This window comes from Pseudomonadota bacterium, assembly GCA_022361155.1.
GTDB lineage: Bacteria > Myxococcota_A > Polyangia > Polyangiales > JAKSBK01 > JAKSBK01.
This window is the reverse complement of sequence record JAKSBK010000345.1, coordinates 1-21,100: the sequence shown is the minus strand read 5'-3', so window position 1 is coordinate 21,100 and position 21,100 is coordinate 1. Positions and strand designations below refer to the sequence as shown.

At 66.1% G+C, this 21,100-nt stretch carries 16 protein-coding genes; 7 read left to right on the top strand and 9 right to left on the bottom strand.

Going from position 1 to position 21,100, the window contains the following annotated elements; translation table 11 throughout:
* Positions 1–559: 559 nt before the first annotated feature.
* The gene (locus MJD61_13525) at positions 560–2,275 is read right to left on the bottom strand and encodes a hypothetical protein (protein ID MCG8556291.1); all 1,716 of its coding nucleotides are present in this window, start codon (positions 2,273–2,275) and stop codon (positions 560–562) included.
* A gap of 222 nt (positions 2,276–2,497) precedes the next feature.
* Between MJD61_13525 and MJD61_13520 the strand changes: the two genes are divergently transcribed.
* The 7 genes from MJD61_13520 (at position 2,498) to MJD61_13490 (ending at position 9,481) form a co-directional block, all read left to right on the top strand.
* Complete coding sequence (locus MJD61_13520) at positions 2,498–2,710, top strand: helix-turn-helix domain-containing protein (protein ID MCG8556290.1); 213 nt, start codon at positions 2,498–2,500, stop codon at positions 2,708–2,710.
* Between the two features lie 534 nt (positions 2,711–3,244).
* Positions 3,245–4,036 carry an outer membrane lipoprotein-sorting protein gene (locus tag MJD61_13515; GenBank protein ID MCG8556289.1) on the top strand — a complete coding sequence of 264 codons (792 nt, stop codon included), beginning with the start codon at positions 3,245–3,247 and terminating at the stop codon, positions 4,034–4,036.
* Between the two features lie 6 nt (positions 4,037–4,042).
* A complete protein-coding gene (locus MJD61_13510; GenBank protein ID MCG8556288.1) occupies positions 4,043–5,281 on the top strand; it encodes an FtsX-like permease family protein in 1,239 nt (412 codons plus the stop codon).
* The gene (locus MJD61_13505) at positions 5,278–6,525 is read left to right on the top strand and encodes an ABC transporter permease (GenBank protein ID MCG8556287.1); all 1,248 of its coding nucleotides are present in this window, start codon (positions 5,278–5,280) and stop codon (positions 6,523–6,525) included. Before MJD61_13510 ends, MJD61_13505 begins: the two co-directional genes overlap by 4 nt.
* 80 nt (positions 6,526–6,605) lie before the next feature.
* Positions 6,606–7,325 carry an ABC transporter ATP-binding protein gene (locus tag MJD61_13500; GenBank protein MCG8556286.1) on the top strand — a complete coding sequence of 240 codons (720 nt, stop codon included), beginning with the start codon at positions 6,606–6,608 and terminating at the stop codon, positions 7,323–7,325.
* Between the two features lie 3 nt (positions 7,326–7,328).
* Positions 7,329–8,150 (top strand): TetR/AcrR family transcriptional regulator, encoded by an 822-nt coding sequence (locus MJD61_13495; protein MCG8556285.1) that lies wholly within the window; start codon positions 7,329–7,331, stop codon positions 8,148–8,150.
* Complete coding sequence (locus tag MJD61_13490) at positions 8,147–9,481, top strand: hypothetical protein (GenBank protein MCG8556284.1); 1,335 nt, start codon at positions 8,147–8,149, stop codon at positions 9,479–9,481. The genes MJD61_13495 and MJD61_13490 overlap by 4 nt, the downstream gene beginning before the upstream one ends.
* A gap of 41 nt (positions 9,482–9,522) precedes the next feature.
* Here MJD61_13490 and MJD61_13485 read toward each other — a convergent pair whose 3' ends face one another.
* From MJD61_13485 to MJD61_13450, 8 genes are all read right to left on the bottom strand, one after another.
* Positions 9,523–10,905, bottom strand: a complete 1,383-nt coding sequence (locus MJD61_13485) for an FAD-binding protein (GenBank protein MCG8556283.1) — start codon at positions 10,903–10,905, stop codon at positions 9,523–9,525.
* Positions 10,906–11,170: 265 nt separating this feature from the next.
* On the bottom strand, positions 11,171–12,412 hold the full coding sequence (locus MJD61_13480; GenBank protein MCG8556282.1) for a hypothetical protein: 1,242 nt from the start codon (positions 12,410–12,412) through the stop codon (positions 11,171–11,173).
* A gap of 85 nt (positions 12,413–12,497) precedes the next feature.
* On the bottom strand, positions 12,498–12,854 hold the full coding sequence (locus MJD61_13475; GenBank protein ID MCG8556281.1) for a hypothetical protein: 357 nt from the start codon (positions 12,852–12,854) through the stop codon (positions 12,498–12,500).
* Between the two features lie 42 nt (positions 12,855–12,896).
* Positions 12,897–13,532 carry a hypothetical protein gene (locus tag MJD61_13470; protein ID MCG8556280.1) on the bottom strand — a complete coding sequence of 212 codons (636 nt, stop codon included), beginning with the start codon at positions 13,530–13,532 and terminating at the stop codon, positions 12,897–12,899.
* Positions 13,525–14,424 carry a DNA-protecting protein DprA gene (locus tag MJD61_13465; protein MCG8556279.1) on the bottom strand — a complete coding sequence of 300 codons (900 nt, stop codon included), beginning with the start codon at positions 14,422–14,424 and terminating at the stop codon, positions 13,525–13,527. The genes MJD61_13470 and MJD61_13465 overlap by 8 nt, the downstream gene beginning before the upstream one ends.
* 407 nt (positions 14,425–14,831) lie before the next feature.
* The gene (locus tag MJD61_13460) at positions 14,832–15,833 is read right to left on the bottom strand and encodes a peptidyl-prolyl cis-trans isomerase (GenBank protein ID MCG8556278.1); all 1,002 of its coding nucleotides are present in this window, start codon (positions 15,831–15,833) and stop codon (positions 14,832–14,834) included.
* Between the two features lie 11 nt (positions 15,834–15,844).
* On the bottom strand, positions 15,845–17,134 hold the full coding sequence (locus tag MJD61_13455) for a hypothetical protein (GenBank protein MCG8556277.1): 1,290 nt from the start codon (positions 17,132–17,134) through the stop codon (positions 15,845–15,847).
* A gap of 104 nt (positions 17,135–17,238) precedes the next feature.
* Positions 17,239–21,100 (bottom strand): Ig-like domain-containing protein (locus MJD61_13450; protein MCG8556276.1); only part of this gene is annotated, 3,862 nt, incomplete at its 5' end.

The following is a 21,100-nucleotide window of genomic DNA, read 5'->3' as shown; positions in this document are numbered from 1 at the left end:
TCCGTTCCGGACCCTACGGTGCACAGCACCGCTGTCAGTCAGTGAACGTGTGGCGTTGCCTCGAGCGTCTCCCCCGCCCTGTTGTCAGGCGCGAAGGCTCATGGCACGCTCGCAGAACCTCGTCGGCGTCCCAATCCTCGCGTGGTCAACGCCGGTCAGTGCGGCTCCTGCTGCGGCTCCTGCTGCGGCTCCTGCGGCTCCGGCTCTGCGGCTCTGCGGCTCGGGCTCGTGCGGCTCGGGTCATCCGGCGCAGACGTGCATGCGCTCAAGGGCCGGGGTGGACCCGTCGCGGTCCGCGCTCCGCTCCCGCGGGACCGGGTTGGGCACACACGATGCTTCAGTGAGCCGCCGAAGTGTTACGTACAAAGGATGTCCTTTCTAAGCACTCCATGCTCCAAGCATGGCCGCGAAGGCGAACAAGTGCTGCCGCCAACGGATAAACGGGTCACGGACCGACGACGCGATGGCGCGGATACGCGGCTATGAACAGCAACCCGCAGTTTGGGCCCGGTAGTCGGTCACGGTAGTGCCCGAGCTGCCCACACCGCTGTACGCTGTTCTACTGCGGCAAAGGGAGAATGCCGCGCGTGCGCATAGCCTTGATGTCGATCAACTGAAACAGTGGATCGTTCTTTGAATCGTTGGCGAGAGCCTCCTGGGCATGCACATATGCGTCAGCGAACGTGTACTGCATGGAGCCGACCCTGGTCGTTTCCAACGGCCACAGGTACGTTGAGTCGGGATGCGCTCTAACACCAACGTACGCGTGACCGGTCTTGGTGATCAGAAAGGGCTCCATGCCCAGCAACTCGATGACGCTCGCGAACAACAAGCTGCCGTCGAGGCAGTTCGCCGACAGGGCGCTGAGTGTTTCGTCTGCCCGACGGATGTGCTGCCAACCATCGAAGTACGAGTTTGGAATGTTGCTGTACGCGATCTGAAGGCTCCTTAGCGCGCCGAAGATTGAACGCAGCACGTCTCGCACAACATCCTCGCGGGTCACATTGCGCGACCAGCGAACTGATCGGCTCAGGAAATTGTCACTTGGGTTGAAGATCACGAGCGCGTACCAGCCAACGCTGATCTTGGCTCTCTCGAGTGCACCGCTTCGTTGTGAGTGCCAGGCAAGGGTTGCGGCGTTCGCCGTGCCGGCATTCCAGGCCGCATACTGTTCTGGCGTGAAGAGGTAGACGTCTACGTCGTCGTTGACTCCACCGGAAACGGCAAGGAGCTCCCACGCGATCTCCTCGCTCTCCTCGACAAAGAGATGTTCGACGACGTGTTCACCTGGACCGATGTCGTGCGGACGCGGATAGGGTTGGCGTTCGTACGGACTGCCGCCGCCAAAGCCGCCGAAGACACTGAGCTCCGCGGCAAGCCGCTGGACCTTGTCCACGTCAGGCTCGTCTTTGGTGACGAATACGGAGGCAAGCTCAATCATGTGCTTGCGTTCGACACCCATGGCCTTCCAGGCTGCGTCGTTCACAGGCGACACCGCAACGGTCTTCATGGCGCTTCCGTATTCAGCTCCGGTCGCCTTGTCGGTGACTGAAACCTCGGCACGGCCTTGCGCTACGGCGCGCAGCCTGTACAGCTCTGAGATATTGAACACTGGGTCAACACACTCCACCTTGGTTTCGTTGGCGTCCAGCTGGACGTCTACCGTCGCCTCGGCCGCGTAGACAGGAAAACGCACCGAGACTCGGACGTCCCTCGGCACGGACGAGGGGTTCGAGAGCGCCGCGCAGGCAGTTCGAAGGTTGAGCGGGTGCCTGACGCTTTGCTTGCCAAAGAGGTGAGCGAGATAGGTTGGGAAAGTGAGACCCTGGTTACCGTCGTCGATGAAGCCGGGGAAGCTCCAGCTCACCGACACGGGCATGGCTGGGGGGTCGTTGCCGCCGGCTGCACCGCCGGTGCCGGCAGCGCCGGGCGAAGGCGCGCCACTGGCCCCGGCCTGAGCTCCAGCGGCGCCCGCTTGACCGGTCCCGCCGGACCCACTGGATGCGCCAGCGGCGCCCCCGGTCGGGGGCCCGGTCGGGGGGCGCCCGGCACCGGCCACGCCAGCATGGCCCGCGGGAGCACTCGATCCCGCGGAGGTCCCAGCAGCCCCGCTAATTCCGCTACCGCTCGCTCCCGGGGCGCCCGCCTGACCCGCGCCCGCGGTCCCGGGCGAACCGGGGGTCGTGGAGGGGATGGTGGTCGCATCTCCTCCGCCACAGGCCCACAAGGCACTCGCTGCGAGCGCCACCAGTAGATCGATCGATCGTACATGCACTTTGGTTCCTCCCTGAGCGCGGGCTACGCTCTCGCTGTAGGCCTAGGACCCACCATCCCGGCCCTGCTTGTGTAACGGTCTCGTGGACGGAATCTGGAGGGCCGCCAGTGGGCCTGTGGGTATCGGCGTGGGTAGCTTCCCCATCAAAGGCTGGCTCCCAAAACAGTACGACATTTTAGGCCGTGGTCCAACCTATACGGGTCCTCGTAGCTTTGGCCTGCTTTGGACCGTGGTTTCGAGCGCTACTGCACCAAGTTCGGCAAGCATGTGAGGAAGCTGCGCCTACGGTGTGGGCTCACCCAAGAGGATATGATGGAGCGGGGTTTCAGCCTGCGGCACTACCAGCGAATCGAGGCGGGGCGGTCGGTCACCATGTTCACGATCTGGAAGCTCGCCCGGGCGTTCGGAGTGACACCCAACGAGCTCCTACCCTAAGATGGAGGGCTTTCGGAACGCCGAGCGGTAGGTTTGGGACGTCCATCTTAGGCAGCCCACAGAGACGCCGCGTGCGACCCCGCGCCCTGCTGCGCTTCGAAGCCATTCCAGAGTGGGATCAAGACCCACCGGCGAGTCTCGTCCGCCGGCCCGCTCGTGACCTTGCATAAGGGTGCTCCGTCTACAGTGTGCTTCGAGGAACGTACCAGGCTCGACACAACGCAAGTCGTCCGGGCGGGGGGTCTCGCACAGGGCCCGGTGGGGGGTCCTGATGCTTGAGCGCTGACGGACGCTGTGGCGGAGCGAGCATCGGTGAGCCGGCTCCCTGGTGTCCTTCAGGCTCGAGGCGCGAGTCCGGGAGGCACCGCCGGGCCCGAGCACGAGACCCCCCGCCCGGACGACGACAGGTCGTCTCTGCCTGCAAAGGCGGCGCAACTCGCTCGCTGCCACTTGACGCGCCGATGCCGGTGGCTAGGTAGAGGTCGTGAACTGACCGATTGCCTTGATTCGGTCATTACGACCAGGATTATCGCCATGCCCCGTCTTGCTCTACTCGCCCTACTCGCAGCCGTGGTCTTGTCGTTTGGGCTTGGGGCCCCGGCCCCGGGCAGCTCGCAGCCTAACCTGCGCAACCAGCCCAACCTGCCCAACCTGGAGGAACTGACGCGCCGGCTCGACGACCTGTGGACGTCGAGCGCCAGCATCTCGCGCATGGAGCTCACGGTGGTGGCCCCGCGCCGCACACGCACCATGCGGGTCAAGGTCTGGACCCGCGGTGAAGACCGGGCGCTGATCCTGATCGAGGCTCCGGCACGCGAGCGCGGCACGACCACCCTGCGTCGCGACCGCAACCTGTGGAACTACCTGCCCCGGATCTCGCGCACGATCCGCGTCCCGCCCTCGATGATGCTCTCGAGCTGGATGGGCAGCGATCTCACCAACGATGACCTCACCCAGTCGAGCTCCTACCGCAAAGACTTTGACGGCAAGATCGCCGGCCGCTCCGAGAGCCCGCGCGGTTGGCTGGTGCGCTACGATGCGCACAAGGGCGTGGTGGGCCTTTGGCGGCGCATCGAGTTCGTGATCAACGACCAGGCCACGCTGCCCATCCTGGCTCGCTACTACGATCGACGCATGCGCCTCGCACGCGTGATGCGCTTCAAGGACGTGCGCGAGATGGACGGCCGCCGCATTCCCACGCGGGTCATCCTCGAGCCACGCGACCGCGAGGGGCACCGCACCGAGATCCGGTACCTGGACATCGACTTCGACGCCAACGTGCCGGCGAGCACGTTTTCGCTAACACAGCTCGAGCGCCGCAGGTAGGGCCCGATGGCAGGCAGCACCACGCGGATCGCATGGCGCAACCTGGGACGCAACAAGCGCCGCACCGGGCTCATGTTGTTGGCCATCGCCGTGGCTCAGATCGCGGTGCTGCTGATGGATGGGCTCATGAACGGCTGGATCGACGAGACGCTCGACGCGCTCACGGGTCCGCTGGTCGGCCACGTGCAGGTGCATGATCCGGCCTGGCGCGAGGAACAGGCTCCGGACCTGGTGATCGAGGACGTGAACCAGCGGCTCGCTGCGCTGCGGGCGCTGGACGCCGTCGACGAGGCCTACGCGCGTGTCTATGCCCCGGCGCTCGTGGCGCGCGAGGTGGACGGGCACGCGGTGGTCGTGGTGGGCGTCGACGTCGAGCTCGAGGCTCGCGAGGGCGGCCTGTTGCAGGGCCTGCCCGAAGCAGGCCGTCCCCGCGGGCGGACGGTGCTGATCGGCGCGGTGCTGGCGCGCGAAACCGGCATGCAGGTGGGGGACGAGCTCGCCTTGCTCGGCCAGGGGGCGGACGGCTCCATGGCGAGCGACCTGGCCAATGTGGGCGGCATCTTGCAGACGCCCGTGGACCTGATCAACCGCATGGGCGTCATCATGCCGATCGAGGCTGCGCAGGACACGTTTGCCATGCCCGATCAGGCTCACGAGATCACGATTCGTGGCACCGGGCCTCCCGAGCTCGCGGCTCGGCTAGCCGAGCAGGTCAGGGCGGTGCCCGGCTTCGGCGAGCTCGAGGTCTTGCCCTGGCGCGAGCTGTCGCCGGAGCTCTCGGCCTTCCTGGACATCGCCGAGGTGTACGGCCTGATCGTGCTCCTCATCGTGTTCGTAGCCGCGGCTGCGGGGGTCATGAACACGATGCTCATGGCCACGTTCGAGCGGCGGCGCGAGCTGGGCATGCTGCTTTCGCTCGGCACCACTCCCGCACGACTGGTCCGCATGATCCTCACCGAAGGCGTTGTCATGGGCCTTTTGGGCGTGCTGCTCGGCAGCGTGCTCGGCGGGCTCCTGGTCTACTGGCAGAGCCAGACCGGGATCAACATGGTCCTTACCAGCGAAGAAGACGTGACGGAGATGGCGATCTACGGCATCAGCTTCGCCGGGGATATTTACCCCTACCTGCGGGTGCGCGACTTCGTGCCAGGCTTCGTCGGGGTCTCGGTGGTCTCGATCGTGGCCGCGCTCTGGCCGGCCATCCACACGGCTCGCCTCGAGCCCATGGAGGCGATGCGGTCATGATGGGCTCGGTCAGCAGCCGCTACGCGCTGCGCAGCTTGCGCCGAAACCTGCGCCGCACGGTGCTGTCCGTGCTGGGTGTGGCATTTGGCGTGGGCATCGGGCTGGTCGCGTTCGCCTGGATCCGGGGTGAGCACACGATGAGTGTGAACGCAGCGGCGGCGGGAGGCATCGGTCACTTGCGCGTGGTGCCCGGGGGCTGGAACGAGCGGCGCAGCATCGACATGCGCCTGCCGGCCGGATGGGAGCGAGTCCTCGCCGCGTTGCGCGCGAACACCGAGGTAGCGGTTGCAACGCCGCGTGCTCGCGTCGGGGGCCTTCTGGGCATGGGCACCCGCAGCGCCCACGTGCAGCTGACCGGCGTGGACGCGGCGACCGAGCAGCAGGCGCTGCGTTACGTGCGCAACGTGGGTGAGGGACGCTATTTGAAGCCCGGAGTGACGGGGGAGATCGTGCTGGGCCGCGCGGTGGCCCGGCGGCTAAGGGCCGAGCTCGACGACGAGCTGGTGGTGACCGCGGTGGATAACGGGGGAGAGATGCAGAGCGCATTGCTGGTCGTGGTGGGTATCGTCGCGACCGGAAGCCGGCCGATCGACGAAACGATCGCTCACGTGGCAATCCAGGACGTGCAGGCATTGTCCGGACGCGCCGGCGCGGCCGAGATCACGTTGCTCATCAAGGACGTGCACGCGATCGATCGGATGCAGGTCGAGCTTGGCGCGAGCCTGCCCCGGGGCAGCGAGATGTTGACCTGGCTCGAGCTTTCCCCGGAGCTGCGCCAGAACCTCGAAGGGGACGGGGCGTTCTTCGATATCGCCGTCGGGATCATCCTGTTCGTGGTGCTGCTGGGTGTGGCGAGCGCCCAGCTCACGGGCGTGCTCGAGCGGCGCAAGGAGTTCGCGGTTTTGGCCGCGGTCGGGATGCGCGCGCGCGAGCTGGTGCGGGTCGTGGTGACCGAGGGATTCCTGCTCGGTACCAGCTCGGCCCTGGCTGCCATGGCCTGGACCGGGCCTATCTTGCACGACTGGAACAGCGACGGAGTCGATCTGTCGAAGCTCATGGAGTCCGAGGAGGGTTGGGCGTTCGGCGGCGTGCTCATCGACCCCGTGTTCCATCCCGACTTCGGCCTGTGGGTGATTCCGAGCGCGTTTGGCCTTTCGCTCGCTGCCACCATCGTAGCTTCCCTTTATCCGGCCTGGTTCGCCTCGCGAACCGACCCGGCCTCCGCCCTCAGGGTCGACCGCTAGACGCGGCGGAGGCAGCGAAACCAAGGACAGCGAAACAAGGACACTCCCGTAACAAGCCCCGCAACAAGCAGAGTCGAACCATGAACGACGGTATTGCTCTCGCCAGCGCCAGCCACGTCACCAAGATCTTCGATTCGGGCAAGCTCAAGGTCGAAGCGCTGCGCGGTCTCAGCCTCGAGATTCACGAACGCGATTTCCTGGCGCTGGTCGGACCGAGCGGCAGCGGCAAGACCACCCTCTTGAATCTGATCGGGGCGCTCGACCGCCCCACCTCGGGCAAGCTCGAGGTGCTGGGGCAGGACCTGGCTCGGCTGAGCAAGGGCGAGCGCGCCAAGCTGCGGCTGGCGTCGATCGGCTTCGTGTTCCAAGCCTACAACCTGGTGCCTGTCCTGACCGCCGCCGAGAACGTCGAGTTCGTGCTCGAGCTGCAGGGTGTGGGCGCAAAGGAACGGCGCGAACGCGCCACGAGCGTGCTCGCCGAGCTTGGTCTCGAGGAGCTCGTCCAGCGCCGCCCGAGCGAGCTCTCCGGAGGCCAGCAGCAGCGCGTTGCGGTTGCGCGCGCCGTGGCAGCCCACCCCAAGCTCGTGCTCGCCGACGAGCCCACCGCGAACCTCGACACCGAGAACGCAGAGCAGTTGATGGATCTCATGCGGCGGTTGCATGACGAGAAGAACGTGACGTTTGTTTTCTCCACCCACGATCCACGTGTGGTGGCCCATGCCACGCGCGTCGTGACCTTGGTGGACGGACAGGTCGTGAGCGACGAACACAAAGAGCAGCGAGCCGCGCCCGCGGCCTGAGCCATGACCCGGAACAAGCCTGGCAGCCGCCCGAGCAGCAGCCCGAGCAAAGTCCCGGATCGCCCTTCGGGCAGGCCGAGCGCGGAGCCCGAGGCACGCTCTTTTGGGGACGCCGCAGGCGCGCTTCGGAAACGAGCCCACGAAGGTTCATGGTCCCGGGAGCACATGGAGAGGCTCTACGACGAGTTTCTGGGCGATCTCGATCCGGGCTCTTCGCAGGGCCGCAAACGCGCGCGCATCCTGAAGGCGGCGAGCCAGCTGTTCATGCAGCAGGGCTACCGCAAGACCAGCATGGACGAGATCGCCCGCAAGGCCCAGGTTGCCAAGGGGACGGTCTACCTGTACTTCCAAAACAAGGGCACGCTTCTCGCTCACGCGATCGGCCTCGAGAAACGGGTGCTGCTCGAGGTCTTCGAGCCGATCTTCAGCGGTGAGATCCCGGAACGCGAACGGCTGCGCTTCTATGTGCGCGTCATGCTTACGGCCGCGCGCGCGCTGCCGCTCGTGGCACGCCTGATGCGGGGCGACAACGAGATCATGATTGCGCTCGAGGACCTGGACCCGCAGCTGCTCGCGCAAGGCCAAGCCCAGGGCGAGCAGTGGCTCATGCAGCTGATCGAGCTGGCAGCGCCGGGCGTCTTTGCTGAAGACGAAAGGCGCGCGCGTGCAGACGTCCTGTTGGCCCTGCGCTACTTCACGGGTCTCTTGCTCGACGAGCGAGTCCGCGCCGGCCGTTCCCTCGACGAGTTCGCCGAGGTGTTCGCCGACATGCTGGTATACGGCATGGTGCGTCGGCCGCCTGCGAAAAAGGGCTCCAGGCGATGAGGGCGACATTGCGCACCCAGCCAAACCGGGTTCCCGGGCCAGGCTTCCGGCACGGGGCGCTCCGCGTGCTGTGCGGGACCGCGCTCGCCGTCGTGTTGCCGTCATCCGCGCAGGCTCGTGACCTGATCGAGCGTGCAGACGGAAGCTACCGGCTCGAGCTCCGCAGCGCCTTCAAGGGCAGCTGGCTGCTGTCCTTCCCCCGCGAAGACGCGGTCACCGGACCGCAGGTTGCAAGCGGCGCCGGCTTGTTCCGTTTGCGTTTCAGCAGCACCGCCACCCTGGGCGAGCACTTCACCGTGAGGGCCGCCTACGAGCATCGCGCCATGGCCTCGTCTGCGGGCGGCGTGGGATTGGGGCTGCTTCCTCCCACGGCAAGGGCTCCCTTTCGCCTGCGGCAGGTAGACCGCGTGATCGTGGACAACGTGCCTTCCTACACGCACCGCCACGAGCTCGACCGTGCCTTTGTTGCCATGCATCTGCCCTTCATGGAGCTCACCATCGGCCGCCAGGCCATCGGGCTCGGGCGGGGAGTGCTGTTCGGCGCTGTGGACATCTTCGCGCCGTTTGCACCCGCCGAGGTGGATCGCGAGTGGCGGCGCGGCGTGGATGCGCTGCACGCCGAGCTGCGCATACCGAGCCTGAGCGTGCTTTCCGGCGACTTCATCCTGTCGTTCGGCGACCTGCAGCGCGAGCCCTGGCAGAACGGGGCCATCCTCGGCCGCTTGCGAGCCGTGGTAGGGGACATGGATGGCGCGCTCATTCTGGGCCGGCGCGGCCAGGACAACATGGTGGCTAGCGTGGTGTCGGCAACGGTTGGCGACGCGGAGGCCCACGCCGAGTACGCGCTGTTCGGAACCGACGGCCAGGGCATCGACGGCGGCTGGCTCGGCTCCGAGTCCGTGGTCATGAAGGCCCTGTTCGGCGGCTCCTACGTGTTCGGCGTGGGCAACGGTCTTAGAGTCTGGGCCGAGTACCATTATTCCGGCTTCGGGGTGGCGCGGATCACGAAGTCTTCTGCCATCCTATTCAATCCCAGTTTCCAGGCGCGCTTTTTGCGTGGCGACAGCCAGCTCCTGGGACGCCACGCACTGGCCCTGGTGATCGGCTACGACCTGACCGACGAGCTCGCCGGTGCACTGACCTACATCCAGAGCCCGGTGGACGGCTCGGGCATGGTCGCGCCGGCCGTGACCTGGAATCACTCGGACAACGTAACCCTGGTCGCCAACTGCTTCGTGCCCTGGGGCACACGCAGCGAAGCATCCATCCCCAAAAGCGAATGGGGCGCCTCGCCCTTCACCCTCTTCGTCCAGGCCCGGCTCTACGACTAAGGGCCCGCGGAAGAATAACCGCGGGCCCTAAGCCCGACGCCTCAGGTGAACACCTTGGTGGGATTGAAGATACCCGCCGGGTCGAGGGCGCGCTTGACCGAACGATGCATCTGAAGCACCGCCGGGGCGAGCTCCTCGCGCAATCCGCGGCGTTTCAACAGACCCACGCCGTGCTCGCCCGTTACCGTGCCGCCCAGCGCCAGCGCCTCGTCCATCACCTGCTCGAGCGCCGCCTGACTGCGCTCGAGAGCACCGCTGCCGGCGTCGGGCAGGACCGTAAGCGGGTGCAGGTTGCCGTCTCCGGCATGCGCAAGGCAGGCGATGTGCACGCGATGCGCCGCAGCGAGGCGTTCGATGCGCTGCAGCATCTCGGGCACGCGCATGCGCGGCACGCACACATCCTCGGTGAGCACCGAGCCCATGCGCTTCAGGGCCGGGTACACCAACCGGCGCGCAGCGAACAGCGCCTCGGCCTCCTGCTCATCGGACGAACGCGCGCTCCAGGTAGCTCCGGCAGCGCGAAAACAGCCGAGCAGGGCGTCCGCCTCGGCTTCGCCGGCCTTGCCGGGCAGGTCGCTGCGCGCCAACAGCAGCACTTCGCCGAGGTCGCTCAAACCCATCCGCTTCCACGCGTCCACTGCCTGCAAGCAGAAACGGTCGACGAGCTCGAGTGCGCTCGGGTCCAAGCCCGCCGACACGACCGCGGCCACCGCCTCGCCGGCCTTGGGCAACGCATCGAAGGCGGCCACCACGGTCCGCTCCGCTGCGCGGGCGCTGCGCACCCGCAAGGTGATTTCGGTCACCAAGCCGAGTGTGCCCTCCGAGCCCACGAACAGGCTCGTCAGGTCGTACCCGGCGACCCCCTTGGCCGTGCGCCGCCCCAGCCGCACCAGCTCTCCTTGCCCCACGACTGCCTGCAGGCCGAGCACGTAGTTGCCGGTGACGCCGTACTTCACGCAGCACAGGCCGCCGGCATTGGTGGCGACGTTGCCTCCGATGGTCGACCAAGGAGCGCTCGCGGGGTCGGGCGGATACCACAGGCCGCGCTCGGCACACGCGCTGCGTAGCTGGCCGGTGATCACCCCCGGCTGCACCACCGCGACGCGTTCGTTGGCGTCAAGGCTGACGATCGCCTTCATGGCCTCGAAGCACACCACCACGCAGCCAGCGATCGCGTTGGCCCCGCCGGAGAGCCCGGTACCGGCCCCGCGTGCGACCACGGGCACACCATGCGCCGCGCAGTACTTGACCAGCGCCTGCACCTCGCCTGCAGCGCGCGGTCGCACCACCGCGGCGGGTTGGTCGTAGAAAGCGCCCTGCGCCTGGTCTCGCGCATAGCCGGCACATAGGTCGGCGTCGATCAGCACCCGCCCGGCCGGCAGGTGTTGCGGGAGCTCTCGGCGAACTTGATCGAACGTGCGCATGTTGCCTCCGCGCCTGAACACTACCGTAACTGTTGACGGGGTGACCACGCTTGCACGACGGCTTCCCAGGCGGTTTTCTGGCGGCTTTCGTCCTCGGCCTCGCCCTGCGCTGCAGCTGATTCCAACCGCAGCCCAAAAGTACTCCTCGGGCGATTCCTGCGGGCGCGCTCGCCCAGAAAACCGCCTGAAAACCCGGCCGGCCGGGGCCTGAACAGTTACACACTACCGCTGTAGCAGCACCGGCAGGGCCAAGCCGGGCTCCAGCCTACGTGCTGGCTGTGTGCCCGAGAAAGCTGCGTCGTTCGGTTAGGTTGGCACACAGATCGGAAGCCTGCAGGTACGCATCGCGCGCCGCAGCGTGCTTGCCCCACTTGTCCAGCAGCTCACCCCGCGCGGCATGAAGCTGGTAGGAGTGCTCCAGGTCGTTGCTGCGTCGAATGTTGTCCACGATGGCGAGTCCCCACTGGGGTCCCTGGTGCTTGCCCACGGCCACGGCGCGCTCGAGCTCGATCTTCGGCGCGGGGTCCCAGAACAAGAGCAGATCGTACAAGTGCACGATGCGTCCCCAGTTGGTCTTGGCTCCGGTACGCGCCTGCGCGTGGGTAGCTGCGATGGCGGCGAGTAACTGGTAGCGGCCTGGCCTGCGCTGCCGCAGCGCGCGCTCCAGCAGGCTCGCAGCCTCCGTGACTTGCCCGCCGTCCCACATGGCACGGTTTTGGGCCTCGACCGGAATCATCAACCCCTGTGCGCTGTAGCGCGCGGCGCGCCGAGCGATCGTGAAGCGCATCAGGGATGCGAGGCCCAAGACATCTGGCTCGGCCGGCAGCAGCCGTACGAGCAGCGAGACCAGCTCCAGGGCTTCGTCGCACAAGGCATCGCTCGCAGCCCAGTCGCCGTGGCTGGCGCAGTCGCCCTCGGCGAAGATGGCATGGAGCAGGCCAAGGTGCCTGTCGAGCCACTGAGCGATCGCACGCACGTCGGGGGGACGAAACGCCACGTCGAGCTGTGACACCGCGAGCCGAGCCTCCACCAACCGTTGCTGCACCACACCGGGCTCGAGTTGAAGAGCGCTCGCGAGCGCCTCCTCGTCGAGGCCTCGCACCGTGTGTAGAATCCGTGCGATCGCCGCAGCCGGAGACAGGGCCGGGTGCGTGCACAGAAACAGCAGCGCCAGCAGGTCGTCCCTCAGGCCCTGCTCCTGCGGGCCGCTCGTGGCCGCCCCTGTGAGCGAGTCTTCCGGCTGCTCTGGGTACGCGCATCCCTGGGCCCGCTGGCGCAAGCGCAACACGGCGCGCCTGCGAGCCGCCGCCTGCATCCACTCGAGCGGCCTGGCAGGCATTCCGTTCTGCTCGCAGCGCTCGAGCGCAAGCGCCAAGGCCTCGCGCACGCAGGCCTCGGCAAGCTCGACATCTCCCAGCTGACCCGCCAACCACGCCACCGAAGGCCCCCAATGCGCGCGCAGAACGCGCTCGACATCGCTGGCCGCCCGTTTGGGCTGCGAGACCATCTTCTATCTATAGGCCCATGCAGCACCCGCGGCGAGCCCCCGCCTGACGAAGTCGAACCGGCTCCGTGTCTCAGACTCGCTCGGCTTAGGCGCGCACGTCTTCGGCTTCTCCGGGCTTGAGACTCAGCTTAGGGCACTCCTGATCCAGACCAGATTCGAACGCCTCCTTTGCGCTGTAAATGGAGTCCCAGTCCGACATGACAATGCCTTCAAAAACCCAGTCTCCCCGGAAAACCTCCGTGATGAGCCACTTGTTGTGCCCCGCGTACGTGCCATTGATCTTGTTATACGAAGTCATCACGGCCTTCGCGCCAGCCCCGATCGCGGTCTTGAAGGCGAGAAAGTAGATCTCCCTCAGCGCTCGTTCGCTCACGATCGAGTCACTGCGGCAACGATTCCAGTCGGAGCAGCCTCGAGCGAAGCCCGGCAGAAGCGTCGGCATAGACGATCTTGCTCAACATAGTGTCAACTGGTGCGCCAAAACCTACTCCTCGCGTTCTGTAGGGAAGACGCGGCGCGCGACGAACACTCCGATGATGGATGCTCCGGGAAACCGCCGGCCCAGGACCATGTGGGCGGCCCGATAATGCGCACCGGTCGTAATGATGTCGTCGAACAGGGCGACTTGTCTGGGCTCCGGCGTCGCTACCGACTCGTCGATGATGTAGTTGGCTGCGATGAGCACAGGGTCACGCGGTTCGGTGCTCGCGTGAGCTGCTGTCGTGCTGGTCCGCTGGTGAATCAGCTCCCGAATGTCGAGCCGTCGCTGGCCCTGGATGCGCTGCAGGACCTGGAGCATACGGTCGTCGTGGAGCGGGTCGCTCGTGTTCTTTGATGGAGGCATTGGTACCAGCGTCGCACTCTCGATAGAGGCGGGATTGATGCTTTCCGCGAGCTCTGCAGCGACTCGATCCAAGGCGCGCTCCTTGTACCTCCACTCCGAGGACCCGCGCCGATCGATCGATTTCTTGAGGTTCGAGATCAGGTTGTTGGTGTCGCTGTGCCTGTAGCCCACACCAGACGTGTATTGGCGCATGAAGTAGCACTCGTCCTCCACCTCCAGATGGTGGTGATCGCGGCGAATAAGCTTGTCGATCCTGGTGAGCCGCAAGTCAGCCATCGTCGCGCAGTGCTTCGATGAGCTGCTCGGTGCTCCTAAACCGGATCGCTCCGCGAGCCTCGAAACGGGGCGGCCAGGTCAAGTCTTGGCGCTGGAATGCGCTCTCCATGATGAAGAGTTTTCTGCCCTGATGAAGTGCAGCTCGGGCTTGAACGAGCGTTCCCGAGGTCTCGCCTGCTTCAACGATGACGGTCGCCTGGGTCAGGGCGGCCATCGTCACATTGCGTTCGGGAAAGAAGAGCCGATTCTGCGAGATCTGCTGTTGCTCGTAACGATAAACAGGCACCTGACTGATCACTAGATGGTCCCGAGCTAGCCGTGCCTGCAGCTCGCGGTTGCTCGCGGGGAACGCTTTGCCAAGCGGCGTGCCGATGACCGCGAGTGTGGGCGCTCCTAGCTCGAGCGCCTTCCCGTGCGCTGTCGTGTCGATGCCCTCGGCGAGTCCTGAAACCACGGTGTAACCGGCTTGCACGAGGCCGCGCACGAGCTGCCGCGTACGCCTGATACCTTCCGCGCTCGGCTTGCGGGTCCCGACCACAGCCACGCTCGGGGCTTCGACGAGATTCCAGATACCCCGGTAGTAGAGCAGCTCCACGGGGTGACGGGCATCCCGGAGCTTCTGCGGGTACTCGCCAGCGCGATGTACGCAGACGCCGAACCGGGCCACGCCTAGCCCACGCAGGTGATCGAGCACCCAGGCCGCCATCTTCTCCGCTTCCGTCCCCGGTACCAGATCTGAGGGCAATGCATCCGGCTCCTTGCGAAAACGGTCGGCGATGGTCTTAAACGTGGCGCCCTCCTGAGCCCACAGCACTTCGTACGCCCCCATCTCCAGGTAAGGCGATACGCTCCGCAAAGAAGCGCCGTTGTTCTGCAGCAGCAACTGCGTCATGGCACCCTTCCCTACTACCCCGGGAACATTGCGCCGTCCATGCGGCAGTGCGGGGAACGAAGGGTCGATCAGAGTCGACAAGACCAAGGCTGCCAGAAAGGCGCTTGGATTCCGCCGCAAGCCTAACCTTCTTCTGGAACAGCCTGACATTGGTAACTACCGCGGCAATTCGTCCGAACCCATAACACGAGTGATGTATCGCGAGCACGCGTTTCAGACCCTTGAGATTGTCTGTGGATACAGAATCAAACCCTCTGCTGTTTATCGAATACATGCAGAACACTCTTGCTTGCTCGAGACGACTTTGAATCACAACGGGCGGTCCGGCGAGGTCTTCCGGTTGGATCTCGATGTCATGGAATCTGATCTGCTCAAGCTTGGCGGGCTGGTAGATTTTACGAGCACCCTCAAAGGAGTCGCCGCGAAGGATCGGCCTGCGTTGCTGGGGGCGAGAGCTCGAGTTGGGAGAGTGCCTGATCGTTGATCTCGATGCTGCTCTGCTGCTTGAGCTCCTTGACCATGTCATCGAGGCTGCGGGACCTTCGCTGTGTCTTGAGACGGTTCTCGATCAGGTTGCGGGCGCTGGTGAAGGAGCGCTCGTAGCCTTGTTGGCGGCCCAGCAGTTGGATGAGGTGGACGCCTTTGGGCCCGATGATCGGCCCCGCGGTTTCGCCGGCGGTCTTGAGGGCGAGCGCCGCGGCTGCAAGCTCAGGGCCCCAGAGTCGAACGAGCTCGGGCTCGGTCTTGAAGCCCAGATCGCCCCCGCGGGCTTTTGTGGCCAGGTCTTCGGAGTGCTTGGCGGCGAGCTTCTGGAAGGCCTGCTTGGTCTTGGCTGCGTTCGCCCGGGCTTGACGCAGCAGGCGCCGGGCTCGCGCCTGCGCGCGCGTTCGTTTTGGGCTCTTGGCCTCGGCTGCGAGAAAGAGGTGGCTCACCCGCACTCGGGTGGGCTGCACGAACTCGGACTTGTGCGTGTCGTAGTAGCGCTGCAGCTCGGACTCGGACAGCGGCTGCTTCTTGTCGAGCTCTTCTGCGTACACGCGGGTCAGCTTGTGCACGAGCAGTTTCTCCAGGGCTGCCTTGACTTCGGGGTCCTTATCGAGCCCCCTGCGGCGAGCTTCCTCGAGCAGTAGCTCGCGACGAATCAGGGTGTCGAGGAGCTTCTTCTTGCCTTCAGGCGTTTTGTAGCGGGTGCGTGCGAACGCGGGCTGCGCTTCGAGTTCGGCCCTGAGTTGCGCTGCGGTGATCACGGCGGCGCTTATCTTGGCGACAACCTGCGGTGGTGCTTCTTGTTCTACTGGGGCTTCCTTTTCCGCTTCAGCCCGATCTGCTCGGCGCTCACAGCCCGACACGCAAAGCGCGAGGAGGGAACCGCCGAGCGCTAGGTTGAGGGCAACGACCGTGTTCTTCATCACGAGACCACTCACTGCCACACGGCGCGCGCATAACCGCGAGTGAAGCCCGGCGGAAACGTGACTGTGGCTGTGGCTGTCGAGCTTTCGAGCGTGCCCAGCAGTGGCGAGGTTTCCACGACCTGATCTGCCGCGTCCAGTGAGAGCAGATGGAGCTTGACTACGGTGCCCACGGGTATGTAGTGGGCCTCGATCTCGACGGGTACCGCACTGCCGCTGTTGATGACGACGTCCGGCGCCTCGAAACTGCCGCTGGGATTGGCTGGAGCCGGTTTGCCGGCGATGCTCACCACGCGGAGCGAGCGCGGTGGTGGAAGAAACGTGTCCACGGGTGCGCTGTTGGTGTGGATGCCGCGAATCGTGAAGGCTGAGCGGTGCTGAAAGGCCTCAAGACGTACGCTCCCGTTGCCGCTGCCGCCGCCGCGGCACCCGCCAGTTACCGGGTCCACGCCTCGCGCGGACAATACACCGCTGCCTTGGATGAGGGGGGCCACCAGGCGGATCGCACCGCCACTGCCCGAGCCTCCATGAAAGTAGTCGTGACACCCCCCCCGTCCGCCATGTCCTCCTTGTCCTCCATCGGCGAGAATTCGACCGCCAACCGAAATCAACCCGGAGCTTGCGATAAGTAGTGCACCTCCCCCGGCACCTCCGCCTGCGCCCCAAGCGCCCGTCTCGTCTGTGCTTCCACCACCCCCACCGGACCCTCCCAGTAACGGTACCAAGAACCTGGTGCTTCCCACAAAAGCGGCGCCGTCGCCCCACCATTGGCTGTTGGCGGCAGTACGTGAGCCAGCGCCGCCGCCGGGTCCTGCGCCCGACTGGGCTGCGCCGCTGGAACGGGCACCCACACCACCGGGGTAGCCGCCGGGTCCTGGTACAGAGGGACGTCGAGCGGAACTAATCCCTGTATAGTGGTATCCTGACTCACCCCTCAAATCCATGGTGCCCTGAACGTCGACAGCACCGGTCGCTAGCAAGTGGACCGGTCCGTTCGTCCACTTCGCCGACATCTTCAGTGTCACGCTCGCTGGAATCGTGATCGTGGTGAAGTGAAAGACATGGTCGCGTTCGGGGTCGATGCGCTGGCCATCGGGCCGAGGCGGCAGGCTGGCAGGGTTGAACTCTACCGTCGTGCCGGCCGGAGTCCCGGTCAAATCGAGCGCACCGTCGGCTCCGGTAGAGCCGCTACTGAACCCCTGTCCGAACGCAGGTGCCCCCGCTGGGCCCAGCACGCTCAGGGCTGCCAGTAGACGAAATCCCCATCTGTGGCTTGCTGCTGTGGTTTTTCGTTCCCTCATGACTGTGTTCCTTCCTCGCGAGAAACGCTCTGGGCGCGGTAGCCCTTCTTCTTCACTGCTGCACCACTTGCTGAACGCAGCTCCGCTGCGCGGAACATCTTGTTTCATGGCGACACCTCCCGGTTTGTGGCAGCGTCTGAAACGGTCGTGGTGCCTCCGTCCGCGGCAGTGCCCGCGTCTACCGAGGCATCCCCAGCACGGCGTACCGATGTCGATGCGTCGGATGCGAGGCCAGCACCCCACGTCATCGACGCTCCGGCGATAGGACCAGAGCCAGCGAAGCCGGTGTGGGGGCGGCATGCTGCAGCGTCGGCCGGACACCTGACGAACGCCGCAACGCAGGGCCCTGCCCCTGCGGGGCAGTTCTGTACGCCGCCACCGCCGATGCCGGCGGCCGGACTTGTCGGGACGTTCGCAGCCGGGGCGCCCGGTCCCAGTTCCTGAGTTCCCAGTCCCCGAGCCTGGGCGGCAGCCGGGAATATCGTCGGAGGCGCTGTCGGATCGTTGTGCACGCTGACGGTTTGACTCACTGCTTCCGAGCTCAGAGAGCTGTCGCTTGCGACTGGCAGCGACGCATTGCGGACGCTCACCATCGAGCTCACGGCCTCGACGGGAAGACTCTGGCCTGACGGGTCCACGGACACGGAGGGCAGCAACGTGTTACGCAGGCTCACCACCGGGCTGACCGCTTCCGAAACGAGAGGTGTCCCTGAAGCATCGACAGGCTTGGGCGGCAATGACACGTTGCGCACGCTCACGATCGGACTGACAGCCTCGGTCGGTTGCAACACGCCCGGCGCGCCACCGACCCGAACTGGGAGCTGGCCATTCTTGACGCTCACAACCGCGCTGACTGCCTCCGCCGGGTGCGACTCACCCGGGGTGCCTCCGATCGGGAACAGCAGGTGCTTGTTGCTTAGTGCAAAGACGCCGCTAGCGACCTCTTCCCGCGGCGGTCCGGGCGAGATACTGGAGGGCAAGGCCTGGTTCGCGATGCCGAAGGTGCCACTGGTGACCTCGTGCTTTGGGAGTTCGAGCGTGAGCTCTCCGATATAACGGGAGCCATTGGTGAAGACCGCGGTGGCCGTGTACCGGGCGCCTTGCTGGATGAGCCCCTCACGGGCGGCGAACAGCAGAAACGAGGCGTTGTCTGAAATCGTTAGGTCAACGTGACCGTCCGCCTCGTTCAAGAATGGTGCGCCCAGGTCGGGTTCGGAGACACCCAGTACCGAGCCCACGTCGACGCGCGTGCTGCGCAACGCAGGCCCCTGCAGGTCGACGAACGAAAGCTGGCGCGTGATGCCGGCGCCGAGCGCGAATTCGAGCTCGAAGACGGCGTCCTTCTGACCATCCGGCGCCAGTGCTGCGGGCCCTTGGCCCACGCGGTCGACGATGCTGCCCAGGAAACGCAGGGTCGCTACCGCGGGTGGCAGCGTGGTGGTGGCACGCACGATCACGGTCGACGGCGCGCTAGCGTTGCCGGCTTCATCCACGGCGACGAGCGAGACGGCGTCTCCCACCGATGCTTCCAGGAAGAGCGCGAAGGAGCCATCGGCGCTCGCGCGGCTACTGGCTGTGGCAGCGGTCGCTGGGTTTGTGGCGTTGACCGTCGCCCGGGACTCGACCGCGCCTGCCACCCCGTACACCAGGGACAGGCCGTTGTCGGGCGGTTCCGCAAAGATGCGCGTGACGTCGGGGGGTGCAGGCGGCGTGCGGTCGACGATGATCGTCTGGGTGTTCGCCGCTGTTTCGTCCAGGAGCCCGACCGCGGTGACGGTGATGATAGCCGTGCCTTCGGGCGCGCCTGCAAGATCGAGCGTTGCCTGATAGGGAGGCGCTTCGTCGATTACGGTCGAGGTACCCGCGGAGAATACCAGGCGCTTGACCGGCTCCGATGGGGTGGCAGAGACGTGAACGGTGTCGCGCCAACGCGAGTTGGCCACTGGTTTGGTGATGCGTACCTCGATGGGCCGGTTGTCGACGGTGACTTCGACCGGAGTCCCTGCCGGGCCCACGTTGCCGGCTTGATCTACCGCCCGCGCAGTGAGCGCATGCGGGCCGTCCGCAAGCGCGCTGCTGTCGAGCTCACCTTGGAAGGGCCGTTCGAGCTCCATCACCGGCTGATCGTCTGCAAGCAGCCGAATGCGAGCGACACCCGAGCCAGTATCCGCAGCGGTGGCGCTGAACGCGACCCGACCGACCAGCACGGCGCCATTCAGGATGCCCGCGAGCTGTGCTGGCTCGGGAGCCACGGTATCGATGCTGAACGCCTCAAGCAATGGACTCGCCTGGTTGCCCGCGCGATCCCCAATCGAAGCCTCGATGGCTAGCTGGCCGTCGGCAAGGTCGATCGACGGTGTGAAGCGGATCTGACTCGGGGACGCGCTCGGCTGAACTTGCGACCCGTCAACAAACAACGTCGCGCTGTCCGGGTCCACGCCGCTGAGACTGTCGGTCACGTCCACGACGATCCGGGGCCGAGCGCTGTTCACCCAGGAGCCGGACGCGGGGCGGCTCAGCGACAGGGCGGGCGGCTGACTGTCGTGGGTTGCGAAGGTGGACGTGAAGGCCTGCGTCTGGAGGTTGCCCGACGGGTCGCGGGCGCCGTTGACGCGCACTGTGTAGCGTGTGTCGTCGAGCAGTAGCGCGGCCGGCGCGAAGGTCAGCGTGGCCGCTGATGGAGACGCGGTTGTGCCAGCGAGCGTGCTCGTGCCGTCGGAGAGGGTGACGACGCCGAGGACCGAAGCCGTGGGATCGAGAGGTTCGTCGAAGCTGATCTCGATGCTGCTGGCCGGCGCGACTTCAATGGCACCATCGATCGGCACGACGCTCGCGACTCGCGGCGGCGACAGATCGACGGTACGGAAGCTTGCACTCGCTGGCTCGCGTGGGTGACGGCCGTGGATGTCCGTCACTGCCGCGGTCGCGGTCACGGTGATCAGACTGGCATCGGTCCACCGCCCCCGGAGCGTGACTTTCAAGCCGTCTGCGGACAGCTGCGGGCGCGCGAGGAGCGTGCTGGTGCCGTCGCTGACCGTAATGCCTTGGGGCGACCGGAGTGGGTCGCTGAAGTAGACCTCGATGGGTGCGTTCACGGCGACCTGCGTGGCGCCGTCAGCGGGCACGAACGCAACCGCTTCGACGGGCGTGTCGTCCAGGGTTACGACGCCGACATCCAGGGCCTGCTTGTCCTGTGCGAGGCGGCTTCCCATCATCGCCACGCCGCCCGTGAAGGGATCACGGAAGTGCAAGGTAAATGCGCCGAGCGGCACACCGGCCGCTTCAAAGCTGCCGTCATCACGTGCGTACAGCACCCGCCGGCCACGGTTCGGAAGCAGGTCGAGTCGAATCTCGGTGCCACGTGCGGGCGCGCCATCCGAGCGCACGACCCGTCCGCCCAGGGTGCCGCTTGGTTGCACCCTGACCTCGATGCTGTTGTCTCGGTCGGGCAGGATCTCGCCGGTCGCGCTGCCGTAGAGCGGGAACAGGCCGGAAACCGTCAGCGATGCGATGAAGGGCCCCGCGAGCAACTCCGGGAACACAAAGCTGCCGTCCGGGCCCACCGCAACGGTTTGGCTGTAGGTGGCATCGCCCGTGCCAGACACCACGAGCGTGCCCGCCGCTGGCCCGCCAGGCCCCAGCGCTTGCCCGCTAAGCCTGCCCACACCATGCAGCTCGACGAGGCTTTCGACCTGGCCTCCCGATGGAACGGTGAGCGTGGCGATGCCGCGATCCGGGCTGCCGAGCACATCGACGCTGAGGTTGGCAGAGCCTGCGGGCACCCGATCGAACACAAAGCGTCCCGCATCGTCTGTCAGCGTCGCCTGCTCCCCGCCGCCCGCACCGCCGACGCGGATCGAGACGATCGACGGCGGCGCGGGCGTCAAGCCATCCGCGTTCAGCACGCGGCCCAGCACGCGGCCCGAGGATCGCAGCCGCACGTTCAGCTCCAGCGTGCTGCCGTCG